14 protein-coding genes and 1 pseudogene are annotated in these 17,123 nt (G+C 65.6%); 9 read left to right on the forward strand and 6 right to left on the reverse strand.

Features of this window, described 5'->3' with window-relative positions; genetic code table 11:
* Positions 1 to 99 precede the first annotated feature (99 nt).
* Together ABID58_RS21545 and mfd are read left to right on the forward strand one after the other, a co-directional pair.
* Positions 100 to 390 (forward strand): FAD assembly factor SdhE, encoded by a 291-nt coding sequence (locus ABID58_RS21545; RefSeq protein WP_354034436.1) that lies wholly within the window; start codon positions 100 to 102, stop codon positions 388 to 390.
* Positions 387 to 3,905: a transcription-repair coupling factor gene (gene mfd, locus ABID58_RS21550; protein WP_354034437.1), complete on the forward strand. Its 3,519-nt coding sequence runs from the start codon at positions 387 to 389 to the stop codon at positions 3,903 to 3,905. The genes ABID58_RS21545 and mfd overlap by 4 nt, the downstream gene beginning before the upstream one ends.
* Positions 3,906 to 3,917: 12 nt before the next feature.
* Here mfd and ABID58_RS21555 read toward each other — a convergent pair whose 3' ends face one another.
* From ABID58_RS21555 to ABID58_RS21565, 3 genes are all read right to left on the reverse strand, one after another.
* Positions 3,918 to 5,141 carry a GGDEF domain-containing protein gene (locus tag ABID58_RS21555; RefSeq protein WP_354034439.1) on the reverse strand — a complete coding sequence of 408 codons (1,224 nt, stop codon included), beginning with the start codon at positions 5,139 to 5,141 and terminating at the stop codon, positions 3,918 to 3,920.
* 84 nt (positions 5,142 to 5,225) lie between these two features.
* On the reverse strand, positions 5,226 to 6,728 hold the full coding sequence (locus ABID58_RS21560; RefSeq protein ID WP_354034440.1) for an AMP-binding protein: 1,503 nt from the start codon (positions 6,726 to 6,728) through the stop codon (positions 5,226 to 5,228).
* Positions 6,729 to 6,732: 4 nt separating this feature from the next.
* A complete protein-coding gene (locus ABID58_RS21565; protein WP_354034442.1) occupies positions 6,733 to 8,580 on the reverse strand; it encodes an extracellular solute-binding protein in 1,848 nt (615 codons plus the stop codon).
* A 260-nt stretch (positions 8,581 to 8,840) separates the two neighbouring features.
* Between ABID58_RS21565 and ABID58_RS21570 the strand changes: the two genes are divergently transcribed.
* On the forward strand, positions 8,841 to 9,665 hold the full coding sequence (locus ABID58_RS21570) for an invasion associated locus B family protein (protein ID WP_148749288.1): 825 nt from the start codon (positions 8,841 to 8,843) through the stop codon (positions 9,663 to 9,665).
* A gap of 78 nt (positions 9,666 to 9,743) precedes the next feature.
* On the opposite strand, the gene hspQ is transcribed toward ABID58_RS21570, so the two are convergent.
* The gene (hspQ, locus tag ABID58_RS21575) at positions 9,744 to 10,076 is read right to left on the reverse strand and encodes a heat shock protein HspQ (protein ID WP_018317973.1); all 333 of its coding nucleotides are present in this window, start codon (positions 10,074 to 10,076) and stop codon (positions 9,744 to 9,746) included.
* A 106-nt stretch (positions 10,077 to 10,182) separates the two neighbouring features.
* On the opposite strand from hspQ, the pseudogene ABID58_RS21580 reads away from it, so the two are divergent.
* Together ABID58_RS21580 and ABID58_RS21585 are read left to right on the forward strand one after the other, a co-directional pair.
* Positions 10,183 to 10,377 (forward strand): annotated as a pseudogene (locus ABID58_RS21580) (AEC family transporter); the annotation flags it as partial.
* A gap of 26 nt (positions 10,378 to 10,403) precedes the next feature.
* Entirely contained in the window at positions 10,404 to 10,535 is a 132-nt protein-coding gene (locus ABID58_RS21585) for a hypothetical protein (RefSeq protein ID WP_354034444.1), read from the forward strand.
* Positions 10,536 to 10,540: 5 nt separating this feature from the next.
* Here ABID58_RS21585 and ABID58_RS21590 read toward each other — a convergent pair whose 3' ends face one another.
* Positions 10,541 to 11,725 carry a UbiH/UbiF family hydroxylase gene (locus tag ABID58_RS21590; protein ID WP_354034445.1) on the reverse strand — a complete coding sequence of 395 codons (1,185 nt, stop codon included), beginning with the start codon at positions 11,723 to 11,725 and terminating at the stop codon, positions 10,541 to 10,543.
* Between the two features lie 128 nt (positions 11,726 to 11,853).
* Here ABID58_RS21590 and pcsA point away from each other — a divergent pair, with 128 nt between their 5' ends.
* The 3 genes from pcsA (at position 11,854) to ABID58_RS21605 (ending at position 14,372) form a co-directional block, all read left to right on the forward strand.
* Positions 11,854 to 12,591 carry a phosphatidylcholine synthase gene (gene pcsA, locus ABID58_RS21595; RefSeq protein WP_148749286.1) on the forward strand — a complete coding sequence of 246 codons (738 nt, stop codon included), beginning with the start codon at positions 11,854 to 11,856 and terminating at the stop codon, positions 12,589 to 12,591.
* A complete protein-coding gene (locus tag ABID58_RS21600; RefSeq protein ID WP_354034446.1) occupies positions 12,588 to 13,322 on the forward strand; it encodes a TerC family protein in 735 nt (244 codons plus the stop codon). The genes pcsA and ABID58_RS21600 overlap by 4 nt, the downstream gene beginning before the upstream one ends.
* Positions 13,323 to 13,397: 75 nt before the next feature.
* Positions 13,398 to 14,372: a quinone oxidoreductase family protein gene (locus ABID58_RS21605; RefSeq protein WP_354034447.1), complete on the forward strand. Its 975-nt coding sequence runs from the start codon at positions 13,398 to 13,400 to the stop codon at positions 14,370 to 14,372.
* Between the two features lie 121 nt (positions 14,373 to 14,493).
* Here ABID58_RS21605 and ABID58_RS21610 read toward each other — a convergent pair whose 3' ends face one another.
* Positions 14,494 to 15,690 carry an acetylornithine transaminase gene (locus tag ABID58_RS21610; protein ID WP_354034449.1) on the reverse strand — a complete coding sequence of 399 codons (1,197 nt, stop codon included), beginning with the start codon at positions 15,688 to 15,690 and terminating at the stop codon, positions 14,494 to 14,496.
* A gap of 468 nt (positions 15,691 to 16,158) precedes the next feature.
* Between ABID58_RS21610 and ABID58_RS21615 the strand changes: the two genes are divergently transcribed.
* Positions 16,159 to 17,100 (forward strand): hypothetical protein, encoded by a 942-nt coding sequence (locus tag ABID58_RS21615; RefSeq protein WP_354034451.1) that lies wholly within the window; start codon positions 16,159 to 16,161, stop codon positions 17,098 to 17,100.
* The last annotated feature ends 23 nt before the right edge of the window (positions 17,101 to 17,123 follow it).

A 17,123-nucleotide genomic window follows, 5' to 3' on the forward strand; every position in this document is an offset into this window, starting at 1 on the left:
TCAAGCCATGCCAAATCGAGGGCTGACACGGCAGGTTCGAGTGGCTATATCACCCCGGCCCGGCACGTCCGGGCTTTCTGCGTTTGACTGGATTGAGACATGACGGGAACGACACGATCGAGCAACGGGCTGGACGACCGCCGCAAGCGGTTGTTGTTCCGCTGCTGGCACCGCGGCACGCGCGAGATGGACCTGATCCTCGGCCGCTTTGCGGATGCCGAGATCGCCAATCTCTCCGACGCCGAGCTGACCGAGCTGGAGACCCTGCTCGAAGAGTCCGATCCCGACCTCTACGCCGCCATCACCGGTGACAAGGTGCTGCCGGCCGATGTCACCGGCGCGTTGTTTGCCCGGATCAAGGCCTATCCGATCGCGGACCGCGATTTATGAAACCGGGAATGAAATCTCCGGCCGAGCTGCTGACACCCGGCCGCGCGCTGACGCTTGCCAATGTTGCCGAGGGCGCCGAGGGCCTCGTCGTCTCCGATCTCGCGCGCGCCATCGCGGCGCGGCCGAAGAAGCCGGCCGTCAGCCTTGCTGTGGTCTGCCGCGATGGTGCCCGGATGCAGCAGCTCGAACGCGCGCTGCAATTCTTCGCGCCCGATCTGCCGGTGCTTCAGTTTCCGGCCTGGGATTGCCAGCCCTATGACCGCGTCTCGCCGCATGGCGGAGTCCTGGCGCAGCGCCTGACAACGCTGGCGCGGCTGGCCCCGCTCACCGGCAGTGACAAGCCGCTGATCGTGCTGACCACGGTCAACGCAATCGTGCAGCGCGTGCCCGCGCGCGAGCTCGTCGCGGCGCAGGCGCTGTCGGTTGCGCCGGGCAATGTTGTGCCGATGGACACCATCATCGCCTGGCTCGAGCACAACGGCTACAATCGCTCCTCGACCGTGCGCGAGCCCGGCGAATATGCCGTGCGCGGCGGTATTCTCGACCTGTTTCCGGCTGGCCTCGAACAGCCCGTCCGGTTCGACTTCTTCGGCGACAGCCTGGAATCGATCCGCACCTTCGACGCCGAGACCCAGCGCACGCTGCTCGACATGCGCGCACTCGACCTGGTCCCGATCTCGGAATTCCAGCTCGTCACAGACACCATCCGCCGCTTCCGCATGGGCTATGTCGCCGAGTTCGGCGCGCCCGAGCGTGACGACGCGCTGTACGAGGCCGTCAGCGAAGGCCGCCGCCATCCCGGCATGGAACACTGGCTGCCGCTGTTCCAGGACCGGATGGATACGCTGTTCGACTATCTGCAGAGCGCGGCCGTTGCGATCGAGCCGCAGGCCGAAGACGCCGTCGGCGAGCGCTTCAAGCAGATCCAGGACTATTACGAGGCCCGCCGCGATGCGATGGAGCATCCGGGCGGCGGCGCCATCTACAAGCCGCTGCCGCCTGATCGGCTCTATCTGACCGAGGACGAATGGGGCAAGCGTCTCGGCGACATCCCGTTGGCGCGATTGACGCAGTTCTCCGTGCCGGCCGACGGTACTTCGGTCGTCGATGCCGGCGCCCGCAAGGGCCGCGACTTCGCGCCCGAGCGGAACGATACTACCGTCAACGTGTTCGAGTCCGTCGTCGCGCATGTCATGGGCCTGCAGGCGAACCGCAAGAAGGTTGTGATCGCGCTCTGGAGCGAAGGCTCGCGCGACCGAATGACCTCGATGCTGCGCGACCACAAGCTGACCCACACCACCAGCGTCAACGCCTGGCGGACGGTACAGGCGACGCCGCGCAACGAGACCATGCTCGCCGTGCTCGGCTTAGAGGCCGGTTTCGAGACCGACGAGATCGCGCTGATCAGCGAGCAGGACATCCTCGGTGACCGCCTGGTGCGCCCGCGCAAGGCAAGCCGCAAGCTCGACAATTTCATCTCGGAGATCACGAGCCTCACCGCGGGCGACATCGTCGTCCACGCCGATCACGGTATCGGCCGCTTTGTCGGCCTGCAGACGCTCGACGTCGCCGGCGCGCCGCATGATTGCCTCGAGCTGCATTATGCCGCCGAGGCGAAACTGTTCCTGCCGGTCGAGAACATCGAGCTGTTGTCGCGCTACGGCTCCGACCAGACCACGGTCGAGCTCGATCGTCTCGGCGGTTCCGGCTGGCAGACCCGCAAGGCAAAGCTCAAGAACCGCATCCGCGAGATCGCGGGCGAGCTGATCAAGATCGCCGCTGCGCGGCATTTGCACGAGGCACCCAAGCTGCCGGTACAGCAAGGCATCTATGACGAGTTCTGCGCACGCTTCCCCTATGACGAGACCGAGGATCAGTTAGGGGCGATCGAATCCACCCTGAAGGACCTCGAGCTCGGCCGTCCGATGGACCGCCTGATCTGCGGCGACGTCGGCTTCGGCAAGACCGAGGTGGCGCTTCGCGCGGCGTTTGCCGTTGCGCTCGAAGGCAAGCAGGTCGCGGTCGTGGTGCCGACCACGCTGCTCGCCCGCCAGCATCACAGGACCTTCACCGAGCGCTTCAAGGGCTTTCCGGTGAACGTGGCGCAGGCCTCGCGCCTGGTCCCGACCAAGGAGCTCAACCTGGTCAAGAAGGGTATTGCCGACGGTTCGGTCGATATCGTCGTCGGCACCCACGCGCTGCTCGGCAAGGCCATCAAGTTCCGCGATCTCGGCCTCGTCATCGTCGACGAGGAGCAGCATTTCGGCGTCACCCACAAGGAGCGGCTGAAGGCGCTGCGCTCCGAGGTGCATGTGCTGACGCTGTCGGCAACGCCGATCCCGCGCACGCTGCAACTGGCGCTGACCGGCGTCCGCGAGCTCTCGATCATTGCTTCCCCTCCGGTCGACCGTCTCGCGGTCCGCACTTTCGTGGCCCCGCACGATCCCTTGATGATCCGCGAGGCGCTGCTGCGCGAGCGCTATCGCGGCGGCCAGGCATTCTACGTGGTGCCGCGCATCGACGACCTCGCCGACGTCAAGGACTTCCTCGACAAGCACGTGCCGGAGATGAAGGTTGCGGTCGCGCACGGGCAGATGCCGCCTGCGGTGATTGAGGACATCATGACCGCGTTCTACGACGGCAAGTTCGACGTCCTGCTGTCGACCACCATCGTGGAATCCGGCCTCGACATTCCCAACGCCAACACGCTGATCGTGCACCGCGCCGACATGTTCGGTCTCGCCCAGCTCTATCAGCTCCGCGGCCGCGTCGGCCGTTCCAAGCTGCGGGCCTATGCGCTGTTCACGCTGCCGGCGCAGCAGAAGATCACGGCGCAAGCCGAGCGCCGGCTCACCGTGCTGCAATCGCTGGAGACGCTGGGCGCCGGCTTCCAGCTCGCCTCGCACGACCTCGACATCCGCGGTGCCGGCAATCTCTTGGGCGAGGAGCAGTCCGGGCACATCAAGGAGGTCGGCTTCGAGCTCTACCAGTCGATGCTGGAAGAGGCGATCGTCAACCTCAAGGCCGGTGTCTCCGAGCCCGCTGCCGACCGCTGGTCGCCGACCATCACCATCGGCATGCCCGTGCTCATTCCGGAAGATTACGTCGGCGACCTCTCGGTGCGGCTGTCGCTGTACCGGCGCCTGGCCGATCTCGACAGCGAGGAGGAGATCGAGAACTTCGGCGCCGAGATGCGCGACCGCTTCGGCGTGCTGCCGGACGAGGTGCGCTACCTGTTCAAGGTCGCCGCGATCAAGGCATTCTGCCGCCAGGCCAATGTCGGGAAGATCGATGCCGGTCCGAAGGGCGCCGTCATCGCCTTCCGCGACAATTCGTTCGCGCATCCCGACCGCCTGGTGACGTTCATCCGCAGCCACGGCCAAGCCGCCAAGGTGCGGCCCGACATGAAGGTGGTGTTCCTGCAGGATTGGGAGACGCCGGAGGAGCGTCTCGCCGGCACCACCGAGATCATGCGGCAGCTTGCGCAGCTCGCGCAGAAAAAGAAGGCGGCGTAGGCGAGGTTGTGATTACGACGCCGCCCTTGACGCGTCCGCCGACAGCCGCCCGAGCAGCGACCTTGCCGTATCCGACGGCGACAGCGAATCCACGCTGACCACGGGATCGCTGCGCATCTCGTGCTTGCCGTTCGAGGTGTGCTTCATCACCGCCGACAGGCGGCGGGCGATCATATGTGCCGTGCGGAAGTCGGTCTCGGCGAACGCCACGATCACCGAGCCGTCCTTCTGTGCTGTGCCGAAATCCATCTGGCGCATCAGGCGGCTGAGGATACGTGCGGCATCGAGCTGCGCGCGGGGATTGCCGGGATCGAAGGCGAAGCGCGCCACCGACAGGCCGCCGCCGTGCGCGAGCGTCTGCTCGACCGCTTTGGAAAAATCGCGGGCAAAGGCTTCGACCGTCAACAGGCCGCTGCGCGGATCGAGCCAGCCGCCGGCGTCAATCGAGCGCAGCGTTCGGCTCAGTTGCGCTTCCATCGCGTGCTGGCGGATCAGCGGCAGCGCGTTGGCCGCGACCTTGGCGGGCTCGCCTGCGATCAGCTCGAGATTGGGCAGGTCGTAGCTCTGGGTGAGCTGGTGCGCGGTGACGACCACGGGCAGGTTGCGGAAGCGCGTATCCTCCGCGAGCACCGTGAGGAAGGCATCGGTGACGCGCGGCGTGAAGCCGTCCGTGAGCACGACGCCATCGATGTCCCGGGTGTTGAGATGTTTTGCCGCGGCCTCGATCGAAAGTGCGCCGACCACACCCGTCCGTTCGCCGAATGCGACGGAGAGCGCGGGATAAGCCGCGCCGCGGCCGATCAAGAGCACGATGGCGTCGCGCACCGGATCGGTCTCCGGCACCGCGACCTTCGCCTCCGGCAGCCGGCGCAGCACGGTGGCGTGCAGCGTGCGGATGCGGATCGCGGCGCGCAAGCGCGCGATCAGGCGTTCGGCAGCGTTGCCGCGCGTGGCGAAGGGCAGGGCATTGTGGGGCAGCGAAGCTTGCGCATCCAGCGCGACCAGCGGGAGATAAAGCGCCTGATCGGCGATCTTCTTCGCGAGCAAAGCCATATGCGGCTCGTGCCCACCAGGCATGGCGGCGAGGACCGCGGCCGGCTGAACCTGCTCGACGGCGCGCGCGGCGCTCGTCCAATCGCTGTCGACGACCGGAAAGAGACGGGCCTCGTCCAGCGCCGCAAGGAAGGCGGGACGCTCGGCATTGGACACAAACAGGATCGGGCCCGCCTGGGACATGGGATACTCTGATCACGCAATCGATGCCGCGCAATCTAGTCCGGCGGCCTTAATGCAGCGTCAATGTGTCGGGCCAAACTGCGCCTAGATCGGCCCGGAGCGGTCGCGAAAAGCCTCGACCATCAGGGGGTTAAGGCCAAGCTCGCTAAGCGCCTCCCGGGCGCGGGCATTGTCCTGGGCCCGGCCGGCCAGCCGATGGCCCGAGAGGCGGTCGGGCAGGGCCGTCAGCAGCGCGCCCTGGCCGAGCCGGCGCGCCCATTCCTGGAGGTCGTTGGAGAGGAAGCGATAGCCACCGACCGCCATGATGCCGGAGGGCGGTGCGGTGATGCAGATCGCGCCGCTGGCGCGGTCGATCCGCGCGGCAAAGCCGGTGTCGACGTAGTCGCGCGGCGGCTGCGCCGTCAGCGTCTCGCCGACCGGCTGCGGGGGCGCGTAGGCCGCGATCGGCACCATCGGGCCGCGCAGGCCGAGCGTGCCCTTCGGGGTCAGCAGAATATCGCCCGCGATCGAGGAGCCGGATTGCTCGCGCGGGGCGCCGTGCGGTCCCGGCATCACCGCCACCGGCACGCCGTCCTCGCCGCGCCGGGCGCCGAACAGCCCGGCCTCGCCGAACAGATAGACATCCGTGAGCGGCGCATGCGGCGCGATCCAGGCTTCGCTTGCGGCCACCTGCTCCGGCGCGCGCCAGAGCCCGATGACGTTGCGCAAGGTCGGCATCCGTGCCGCGAGGTTGGAATCGCCAAGCCGCAGCGCGAGCTGGGCCGGCGCGATCAGCACGTCGCATGCGTGCTCGTTGATCTGCTGCTCCAGCACCTCGCTCTCGAACGGATGATGCAGCGCCAGCGTGCCGCCGCAAAGCAGCCACACCGCGAGCGAGGAGGCGAGGCCCGCGAACGACATCGGCGTGAACGCCGCCATCACGGTCGCGCCCTGCTGGATGTCGGCTTCCAGCGACATCGCAAGCCCGCCCGCGATCAGGCTGAAATGCGGCCGCGGCACCGGGCGGAAGCCCTCGGCCGTGACATCGAAGGAGATCATCGCCGCCTTGCGGCCGTCCTGGATCACCGTGCGCGTGGTGCCGGGCGGGCGCGCGAGCACCTCGTCGAGCGAGGCCATGCCCTCGGGCAGATCAGCCCCGAAGCCGAAGACGTGGCGGATCGAGAAGGCTTCGGCGGCGGCGTGCATCGCGAGGTCGGAACAGCTGACGCCGTCGACCTTGCTCATGGTGACGATGGCGCGCGCCGCGGTGCGGTTGAGCGCGGCTGCCAGTTCCGCCTGCCGCCACAGCAGCGGCAGCACGGCGACCACGAGGCCGGCGCGATGGGCGGCGAGCACCGTCAGCACGAACTCGACCGTAGAAGGCAGCTGGATCGCGATCACCGAATTGGCCGGCAGGCCCGATTCGACGAAATGCGCCGACAGCGCATCGATGGCCGTGTCGGCTTCGGCGTAGGTCAGCCGCCGCGGCTGATGTCCGGTGATGCGGGATTTGTTGAGGGGATCGAGCAAAGCCGGCGCGTGCGGCTGCCGCATCAGCGTCCGCTGGAACAGCGTGTCGAGCGTCGGCGATACGGCTGGCTGGTTCACGGCGTCACTTCGCTGGACTGGCTTGAGGCTCACCCTTCGACCACCAGGTCTCCGGCAGATAGCCTGATAACGCAGTGGTCGATGGTCGTTCTATCCGATTCCAGCGCGCGATCCATTGCTCGGATACGTTAAACAGGGGGATTGTGTAGCAGCCCGCGATCAAAGCGCGGTCGAGCGCCCGCACTGCCGCGACAAAATCCGTATGATCACGGGCCTCCAGCAGGGCCTTGATCATGGCATCGACCGCGGGATCCCTGGCGCCCATGTAGTTGCGGGTGCCCGGATTGTCCGCTGCAGCACTGCCCCAATAGAAATACTGCTCGTTGCCGGGCGACAGCGACTGGTCCCAGCGGTTCTGGATCATGTCGAACTCGTAAGACAGCCGGCGCTGGTCGAACTGCACCGGATCGACCGAACGCACGCTCGGTGTGATGCCGGCGCGCTTGAGGTCGCGCTGGAAGGCGAGTGCGATGCGCTCCTGGTCGCGGGTCGTCACCAGCATCTCGAAGGTGAAGGGTGCCTTGGTCGCGCGGTTGCGCAGCACGGTGCCGTCGAGATCGTAACCGGCGTCGGACAGCAGCTTGAGTGCCGCGCGCAGCGTCGTCCGGTCGCGCCCCGAGCCGTCGGTGACGGGAAGCCGATAGCTGCCATCCATGATGTCAGGCGGAATCTGTGCGGCAAAGGGCTTTAACAGCTCGCGCTCGCGCGCATCCGCGGGCCGGGCATAGGCCGACAGGTCGGAGCCTGCGAAGTAGCCGGCCACGCGCGAATAGAGCGAGAAGAAATAGTTGCGATTGACCAGCTCGAAATCGAACAGCAGCGTCAGCGCCTGGCGCACGCGGATGTCGGCGAAGATCGGACGGCGGGTGTTGAACACCAGGAATTCCGAAGGCTGCGGCACGCCGGGCTTGACGGTGTCACGGATCACGTCGCCGTTCCTGGCGGCCGGAAAATCGTAGCCCTCGTGCCAGCGCAACGGCTCGTTCTCGACGCGGAAATCATAGAGGCCGCGCTTGAAGGCTTCGAACTGGCCGTTGGCCTCGCGAAAATAGTCGAGCCGGATCTCGTCGAAATTGAAGAGCCCGCGATTGATCGGGAGATCGCGGCCCCAATAATCGGGATTGCGCGAGAGCGTCACGCTGGCGCCGGGCCTGACCGCCGTGACGCGATACGGGCCCGAGGCAATCGGCCCGGTCAGTGTCGTCTCCTCGAAGGTCGCGACATCGATGGCGTGCTTCGGCAGGATCGGCATCAGGCCGAGGATCAGCGGCAGCTCGCGGTCGTTGGCGCCGGTGAGGTCGAAGCGGATTGTGAGGGGATCGGGTGCCGAGGCCTTGGCAATCTTGGTGTAATATTGCCGGAGGTTGGGACGGCCATGGTCGCGCAGGAGCTCCCAGGAGAACAGCACGTCCTCGGCAAGCACCGGCTTGCCGTCGGAGAAGCGCGCGCGAGGATCGAGACGGAATGTGACGTAGCTTCGCCCGTCGTCGGTCTCGACGGTTTTGGCGAGCAGGCCGTAGAGCGTGAACGGCTCGTCCTGGCCGCGCGCCAGCAGGCTTTCGACGACGTAGTTCCGGATCGGCTGCACGGCCAGTCCCTTGACGATGAAGGGGTTGAGGCTGTCGAAGGTGCCGAGGATTCCCCAGGTCAGCCGGCCGCCCTTGGGGGCATCAGGGTTGGCGTAGGGCATGTGGGTGAAATCGGCCGGCAGCGCCGGCTTGCCATGCATGGCGATTGCGTGGGCCTCCTCGGCCCCGGCGCCGCCGAACGCCGATAGCCCAATGGTGAGGACCAAAGCGAGGCTACAGAGTCGGACACCGGGGCCCTCGAGCAGGCGCTGGAACATGAACATTCGGACACGTTGATTCGAGGGCCGGCAGGGGCTGAATCCTATCACAGGGATTTCACTGAGCGCCCGTCGGGAAACAGCCAAAGATGCTTGTCGGCATTGATCTTTCCGTCGACCGCGTTAAGAAGGCACGCAATCGCGCACGAGCGCCGAGCCCGTCACGTATCCGCCTCAATTGACGGGGAGAGAGCCGCGCCCAAGGCGGCTTGTTTCGGCGCTTCGGAGCGGTTCGGGCACTTCCCGTTCAGAAAGGGTTTTCTGCAATGAATTTCCGTTATTTGGCCGCGTCCGTCCGGCCGCGCGGGCGAGTTCTCGCCTTGTTGACGGCGACGGCGTTGGTCGTCCCGTTTGCCGCCGAGGCTCAGACTCCCGCGCCGGCCCCGGGCGCGCCCGCGCCGAAGGCAGCCCCGAAAGCCGCTCCTAAGGCTGCCCCTAAGGCGCCCGCTGCGACTCCCGCGCCGGCTCCCCAGGCGCAGCAGCCCCCGGCCCAGCCGGGCGCTCCGGCGGCGCAGGGCGGCCAGCCCGCGGATCAGCAAATCCAGCTGATCTACGCCCCCTGGACCAAGTTCTGCCTCAAGGGCCAGGACGCCAACGCCAAGCAGGTCTGCTTTACCGGCAAGGACGGTCGGATCGAATCGGGCCAGCCTGTCATCGCGGCCGTGATCATCGAGCCGGAAGGCGAGCCCAAGAAGATCCTGCGCGTGACCCTGCCGCTCGGCATGCAGCTCGTGCACGGCACCCGCGTCATCGTCGACAACAATCCGCCGCTGCAGAGCCCCTATGTGATCTGCTTCCAGAACGGCTGCATGTCGGACTACGAGGCGACGCCCGAACTCATCGCCAATATGAAGAAGGGCCAGAACCTCGTGGTGCAGGCGATCAACGCCAACGGTGCGCCACTGACCCTGCCGCTGCCGCTCACGGGCGAATTCCAGAAGGCCTATGACGGTCCGCCGACCGATCCAAAGGTGTTCGAGGAGACCCAGAAGAAGCTCCAGGAAGAGCTTCAGAAGAAGGCCGACGAGCAGCGCAAGAAGCTTGAGCAGCAGGGTGGCGCACCCGGCGCGCCTCCGACGGCTCAGAAGTAATCGGGCTCTGATCCCGGACATGAAAAAGGCGCTCGGTTTCGAGCGCCTTTTTTGCGGGCCGCTTGATGCGGGCGAAGCTCAGTTCAAAGAGGGATTGCGCGGGCGGTAGCCGCCATCCTTGTTCTTGATGAAGATCTCGGCGACCTGGGAATGCCGGATCGGCTCGCCGGATTCGTCGGGCAGCAGGTTCTGCTCGGACACGTAGGCGACGTACTCGGACTCCGCATTCTCCGCGAGCAGATGATAGAACGGCTGATCCTTGTGAGGCCGCACCTCCTCGGGGATCGACAGCCACCACTCCTCGGTGTTGTTGAATTCCGGATCGATGTCGAAAATCACCCCCCGGAACGAGAAGATCCGGTGGCGAACGACCTGACCGATCTGAAATTTGGCGGTCCGCGCTTTAATCATTCCCCGTCGATAGACCAGGATTGTGGCCGATGCTAGTGCCCTCATTTGGAATTAACGTCTACTTAAGGGGCAGATAAACCCCAAGTCTTTAGAAAACACTTTATCGATGGTCGATATCCTCAATCTGGCACTATCTTATTTTGGCTTGATCTTCGTCGGATTCGCGTGTGGCAAGGCCAAGTCACTACCGGAATCGGGCCTCGCCCGGATGAACTTCTTCCTGCTCTACGTGTCGCTGCCGGCGCTGCTGTTTGCGATCATGTCGAAGACGCCGTTCGCGGAATTGAACAACCCGCCGTTCCCTTCGCCGTCGTGCTGAAGCAGATCGTGCTCGACCCGCTGATCTTGTCGGCCTGTTTTGGCGCAGCCATCGCCGCGCTGCTCGGAACGTTCGCATCCGTGGTCACGCTGACCAGCGTGATGTGGCTGCTCCAGACCGGCCGGCTCGCGTTTCCGTAAGCGGGCTATTTTCGCCAGGTCGGCGTCAGCCCCTCGCGCATCGCAAAACGCCGGAGCGGACCGATGGCGCCAAGCAGGTGCATGCCGATGGCACGGACCGGCTGCAGTGGCAGGAAATCGTTGAGCAGCGAGCGATTGGCGATGTCGATCGCAAAGGTCCGGCTCAAAATGTCCGGACGCCGCGCCCGGTCGTAGTGCTTGAGCACGTCGGCCGCGCCGGGATCCCGGCCCGATGCGATCGCCTCGCCAGCCAGCCTCGCAATATCGGCGGCATCCCGCAGGCCGAGATTGAGGCCCTGGGCACCGATCGGCGGCAGCACATGGGCGGCTTCTCCGACCAGCGCGATGCGGTCGCGCGCGAAGGAATTTGGCCGTTCGATCGCCAGCGGAAAAAGGTTGCGGCCGGGCTCGACCGTCATGCGGCCGAGAATGGAATGCGACTGCTTCTCGATCGCTGCGGAAAGGTCTTCGTCGCTCAGGCCACGAATCCGTTCGGCCTCCGCGGGCGCCGAGACCCAGACGATGCTGGAGCGGTTGCCGGGTAACGGCACGAACACGCAAGGGCCGTGTGGCGTGTGGAACTCGGTCGAGACGTTGCGGTGCGGGCGGGCATGGCTGACATTGAAGGTCAGCGCCGTCTGCATCAGCTCGCGCCGCGTCACGGCAATGCCGGCGGCCTCCCGGCACAGCGAGTGCCGGCCGTCGGCGCCGACCACGAGCCGCGCGGTCAGGAATTGTCCGGACGCCGTGCGGATTGCGACGTCATCGGCTTCGATGACGACGTTCTCGGCCTCGTCGTCGAAGCGGACAAGGTCGGGAAGCTCGGCCGCGCGTGCTTCGAGCGCCAGCATCAGCGAGCGGTTGTCGATGTTGTAGCCGAACGCGTCGAGCGCGATCTCATGACAGGAGAACCGGACCTCGGGGCTACGGAACAACCGCCCGGTGTCGTCGACGAGGCGCATGACCTCGAGCGCCGCCGCCTTGTCCCTGCAGCGCGGCCAGACGTCGAGGTTTTCCAGCAGATCGACGGAGGCCCCCAACAGCGCGGTGGTGCGATTGTCGGCGTAGGGCAGGCGCCGTGCCAGCAGCGCGGTCCGCGCGCCGGCCCGTGCCAGCGCAATGCCTGCCGCAAGGCCTGCCGGTCCGCCGCCGATAACACTGACGTCGAAGAGTGTGGATGCGTCTGTCATGGAACGACATGTGACACGGCCCACGGCAAATACAAGCCCACCTATTTTGCCTGATTTTATGACGAATTGCGCGGCGCAATGCCGCGACGGCGGATGTGCAAACCGGTCCCGTTCTGGTAGCAGGAGCCATGGAAACTCAGATCGACAGCCAAGAGGATTCCCTCAAGCCGAAACCCGCGATCCGGGTCGCGGCGTTTTCGGTGCACATCTTCACCGCCTTTGGCGCTGCGATCGCGCTCCTGGCGATGCTGGAGGCGGTGCGCGAGCACTGGGCCGCGATGTTCGGCTGGCTGGGCGTCGCCCTGATCATCGATGCCGTCGACGGACCGATCGCGCGCCGGCTCGACGTCAAGAAGGTACAGCCGAACTGGTCGGGCGACGTGCTCGATCTCATCGTCGACTTCGTCACCTACGTCTTCGTGCCGGCCTACGCGATCGTGGCGAGCGGCCTGTTGCTGCCGGTGGCGGCGCCGTTGCTCGGTATCGCCATCATCGTCACCAGCGCATTATATTTCGCCGATCTGCGCATGAAGGCGGATGACAATCATTTCCGCGGCTTCCCGGCGCTGTGGAATGCGGCGGCGTTCTATTTGTTCCTGCTGCACTGGCCACCGCTGTCATCGACGCTGCTGGTCGCGGCGCTGGTGGTGCTGACCTTCGTGCCATTCCACGTCCTGCATCCGGTTCGCGTCGTGCGGCTGCGCTGGCTGACGATGTCGCTGATTGCGATCTGGTCGCTGCTCGGGCTTTACGTGCTGGAGATGGATTTTCGCGTCGGCACCGGCGTGACGGTTGCGCTCTGCGCGATCGCGCTCTGGATCGTGTTCAGCGACGCGCTGATCCGCCTCGCAAGGTCGTTGGCATGATGCATTTGCTGACCAGCCCCGAGGCCTGGGCCGCGCTGCTCACTTTGACCTCGCTCGAGATCGTGCTCGGCATTGACAACGTCATCTTCCTGTCGGTGATCGTTTCGCGCATCCCCGAGCCACAGGCCCGGCGCGCGCGCCAGATCGGGCTGGCGCTGGCGCTGGTCTTCCGCATCGTCCTGCTCAGCGTGCTGGTCTGGCTGATCGGCCTGACCGCGCCGGTGTTCTCGTTTGCGGGCTACGACTTCTCATGGCGCGACCTGATTCTGATCGGCGGCGGCCTGTTCCTGATCGCGAAGGCGACGCACGAGATCCACGCCGAGGTCGAGGCCGATGACGGCGAGGGGAAGAAGGACTCCGGCGGCAGTGCCTTCTTCTGGGTGATCGTCCAGATCATCGTCATCGACATCGTGTTCTCGCTGGACTCGATCATCACCGCAATCGGCATGGCGCAGGACCTCGAGATCATGATCGCCGCCGTCGTGATCGCCTGCCTGATCATGTACATTTCGTCGGGACCGGTGGCGCGATTCGTCGCGGAGCATCCGACCACCAAGATGCTGGCGCTGGCGTTCCTGGTGCTGATCGGCGTCGCCCTGGTTGCGGACGGATTCAAATTCCACATCCCGCGCGGCTACATCTATTTCGCAATTGCGTTCTCGGCGGCCGTCGAGTTCTTCAACGTGCTGGCGAATCGTAACCGCAAGAAGGCCAGCAAGCCGTCCGTCTAGTCGCTCCAATTTGGGTCGAGTTGACAAGGCGGGCGCTATGTCTTTCGCTGGCGCTGGAGAAGAGGAGGTCAGGTGATGACCAAAGCGGTCCGTGTGCACAAGGTCGGAGGCCCCGAAGCGCTGGTCTATGAGAGCGTCGAGGTCCCGGCGCCTGCTGCCGGCGAGGTGCGCATCCGCCAACATGCGGTCGGCCTGAACTTCATCGACGTCTATTACCGCACCGGCCTCTACAAAGCGCCGGAGCTGCCCTTCATCGCCGGCAACGAGGCCTCCGGCGAGGTCTTGGCGGTCGGGCCGGGGGTCACGAATTTCCATCCCGGCGACCGCGTCGCCTACTACCACAATCTCGGCGCCTACACGAGCGAGCGCAATATCCCCTGGGAGAAGCTGGTCAAGCTGCCCGACCACATCACTCACGAGCAGGGTGCCGTGCTGATGCTCAAGGGGCTGACTGTCTGGTATCTGCTGCACAAGACCTTCAAGGTCGAGCCGCATCATCGCGTGCTGATCCATGCGGCGGCCGGCGGCATCGGCCTCTTGGCCTGCCAATGGGCGAGCGCGCTGGGAGCCCATGTCATCGGCACCGTCGGTTCGCGCGAGAAGGCCGAACTCGCCGAGGCCAATGGCTGCGACCACGTCATCCTCTACAACGAGGAAGACTTCGTCGCACGCGTCAAGCAGATCAGCCGCAACGAGGGCTGCGATGTCGTCTATGACGGCGTCGGCAAGACGACCTTCCCAGGCTCGCTGTCGTGCCTGAAGCCGCGCGGCATGTTCGTCTCGTTCGGCAATGCCTCGGGGCCCGTGCCGCCGTTCTCGATCGCCGAATTGAACAATCACGGCTCGCTGTTTGCGACGCGGCCGAAGCTCAACGACTACGTCGGCACGCGCAAGGAACTGCTGGAAGGCGCCGACACGCTGTTTTCCGCCGTCATCAACGGCAAGCTGCACGTGCCGATCAACCACGCCTATGCGCTCAAGGACGCCGCCAAGGCCCATATCGACCTCGAAAGCCGCCACACCACCGGCGCGTCGATTTTAAAGCCGTAGGTCGCGGCCATTGCTCCGACAGCGGATACGGCTTTCGCAGGGTGGGCAAAGGCGCAAAGCGCCGTGCCCACCATCTCGCGGCGGCGGTCTTGAATGGTGGGCACGCTTCGCTTTGCCCACCCTACGCGACCCTCCGTGCCGCGCCGGCTTTCGTCAAAATCGTATCGAGACAATCGATCATCTCGGCGATCTCTCCCTTCGTGACGTTGAGCGCCGGCATGAAGCGCAGCGCGTCGAGCTGCGGTGCGTTGAGGAGCACGCCGGCCTCGAACGCCTGCGCGACGATACCGGGCGCGATCGGCAGCTTGAGGTCGAGCGCGAGCAGCAGCCCGCGTCCCCGCACACCGCCGAGGCCGTGCCGCGCCGAGACTTTTTGCAGCTCGCTTTCGAGCAGCAGGCCGGTCTCGGTGACCGACTTCAGGAAATCCGGCTTACCGACCTCACCGAGCACCGCAAGGCCGGCAGCGCACATGACCGGGTTGCCGTTGAAGGTGCCGCCCTGGTCGCCGTGCTCGAAGCAGGAGGCACGTTCGGTCGCAAGCAAAGCTGCGAGCGGCACGCCGCCGCCGATGCCCTTGCCGAGCGTCATGATGTCGGGCGCTATCCCGGTATGCTCGTAGTGGAAGAGCTTTCCGGTCCGGCCCATGCCGGTCTGGATCTCGTCGAAAATCAGCAGCAGGCCATGGGCCTGGGTCAGCGCGCGCAGCTCCCGCAAGAACTGATCGGTTGCCGGCCACACTCCGGACTCGCCCTGGATCGGCTCGAGCATCACCGCAACGGTGTTGCTGCCGATCAGCTTCTCGACCGAGGCAATGTCGTTGAGCTTTGCCTTCTTGAAGCCGGCAACCTTCGGCTCGAACAGCGGCTCGAACGCCTTCTTGCCCGAGGCCGACATCGTCGCCAGCGTCCTCCCGTGGAAGCCGCCTTCGAACGCGATGATCTCGAACGCCCCGCCTTTGTGCCGGCTACCATATTTGCGCGCGAGCTTGATCGCGCCCTCATTGGCCTCCGCGCCCGAATTGGCGAAGAAGACCTGGTCGAACGCGCTGCTTGCAACGAGCGCCTGCGCGAGCTTGAGGCCAGGCTCGTTGTAGAAGGCCGGGCTCGGCGTGAGCAACCGCCTGGCCTGCGAAGCCAACGCATCCGCAACCGCCGGCGGGGAGTGGCCGAGGCAGTTCACGGCCCAGCCCTGCACGAAATCGAGATAGCGCTTGCGGCTGTCGTCCCAGAGGTATGAGCCGGCGCCACGGACGAACACGGCCTTGGGCCGTGCGGTGATGTCCATCAGCGCGTCATACGGATGGGTGGCGGTGGTCATGTCGAGCTCCTCTTGAGGTAGCGAAGATCTGGGGGCGGGTGAAAAGGGACGCGAAAAGCAAGAAGGCCGCACTTTGCGGGTGCGGCCTTCTCGAAAACTATGCTGAAGCTACTGGTTCAGCGGCGTCGTCGGACATGGCGCAACCCATCATCGTCGCGGGAGCGACGACGCATGGCCTGGCGCAGATGGGTCCGGGAATTGATCATGGGGCGCGTCCCTACAGCCGAAAGGCACGGCTTGTCAAGCGGGACCTACTGAACGCCGTAAAGCGCGAACGTATCGGCACAAATTTCGGGTTGAGCTTGATGGCCCGGTCGTATTCCGCCATCGCACGCTCGTTTCATAGTTTGCTGCGTAGAAACCAACAAGCCTCTAGCGCGTTTGTGATCTCGGAATGCGAATTGGCTCGAACCGGCGGCAGGCCGGGGCAGACCAAGAGGGACGGGACCAACCAGACAGTTTTCAGCCTTGTCCGAAACGCCTTATCCGATCGACCTCGACAGCATTCGCGGCGCGTTTCCGCCGGGCATCGAGGCGCCGCCTTTGCTGCTGGATTTTGCCGGGTGGCTGAACGGGCGGGCCTGGGGCAGCGTCGGCTGTTTCTCGCTGCAAGGCCAGTTCTCCGACCAGGCCCCGATCTTCGACGGCAGTCCGCTGCGCGACCGCTTCGCGCTGTTCATGCGCCTGCCGGACGGCTCGGCGGTCGGCGGCTGGTACGGCGCCGGTCTCGACCGCGACGATCCTCCGATCGTGGGGCTCGGCTCGGAGGGCGATTACGAGCTGCTCGCGCCGTCCCTCGACGCACTGCTTGCAAAACTGACGTCGCAGCAATTCGACAAGGCCTGGCACGATCTGTGTCCGCACGACGAGGTCGAGCCCCAGACGGTCGAGCTTGCGCAATGGCTCGCCCGGCGGCCGACCGGCGAGCCTGTCGCCTGCGAGGACGGCGCATGCGAGCTGCCAGACTTCCGCGGCTTCGTTGAGAAGTGGAGCCGGGACCGCGAAGAATACTGGGCCAATCACCGCCTGATGGCCGAGCTCGGCTGGCGGCTCGCTGCGCATCTGCCGAAGGGCAAGAACGCGTGGGACAAGACGCATTTCGAGGTCGCGATCGTCGGCAAGCAATACGAGGCGCGCGTTCTGTCGCGCGGGCCGCAGCCGTTCGAGGAGGCCGCCTCGATCGAATCTCTGCTGCGCGACCTGCGCGAGGAGATGCGCCGCGCGCAGCCCGAGCTCGGGCTGTGGTACGCGATGAAATTCGGTCTCTATGCCGACGGCCGCGTCATGCCGAACTTCGAATACGATGTGCGCCCGACCATCGGCGGCGAGCCGGCTCTGCTCGCTGAGGCAAAGGCCGATCTCGCGCGTGGACCGCGCCCGGAGCGCTGGGTGCCGAAATGGCTAGCGTGAAAGCATCCGCGATGACGGAGTGC

This window comes from Bradyrhizobium sp. S3.2.6, assembly GCF_040546885.1.
Taxonomy (GTDB): domain Bacteria; phylum Pseudomonadota; class Alphaproteobacteria; order Rhizobiales; family Xanthobacteraceae; genus Bradyrhizobium; species Bradyrhizobium cytisi.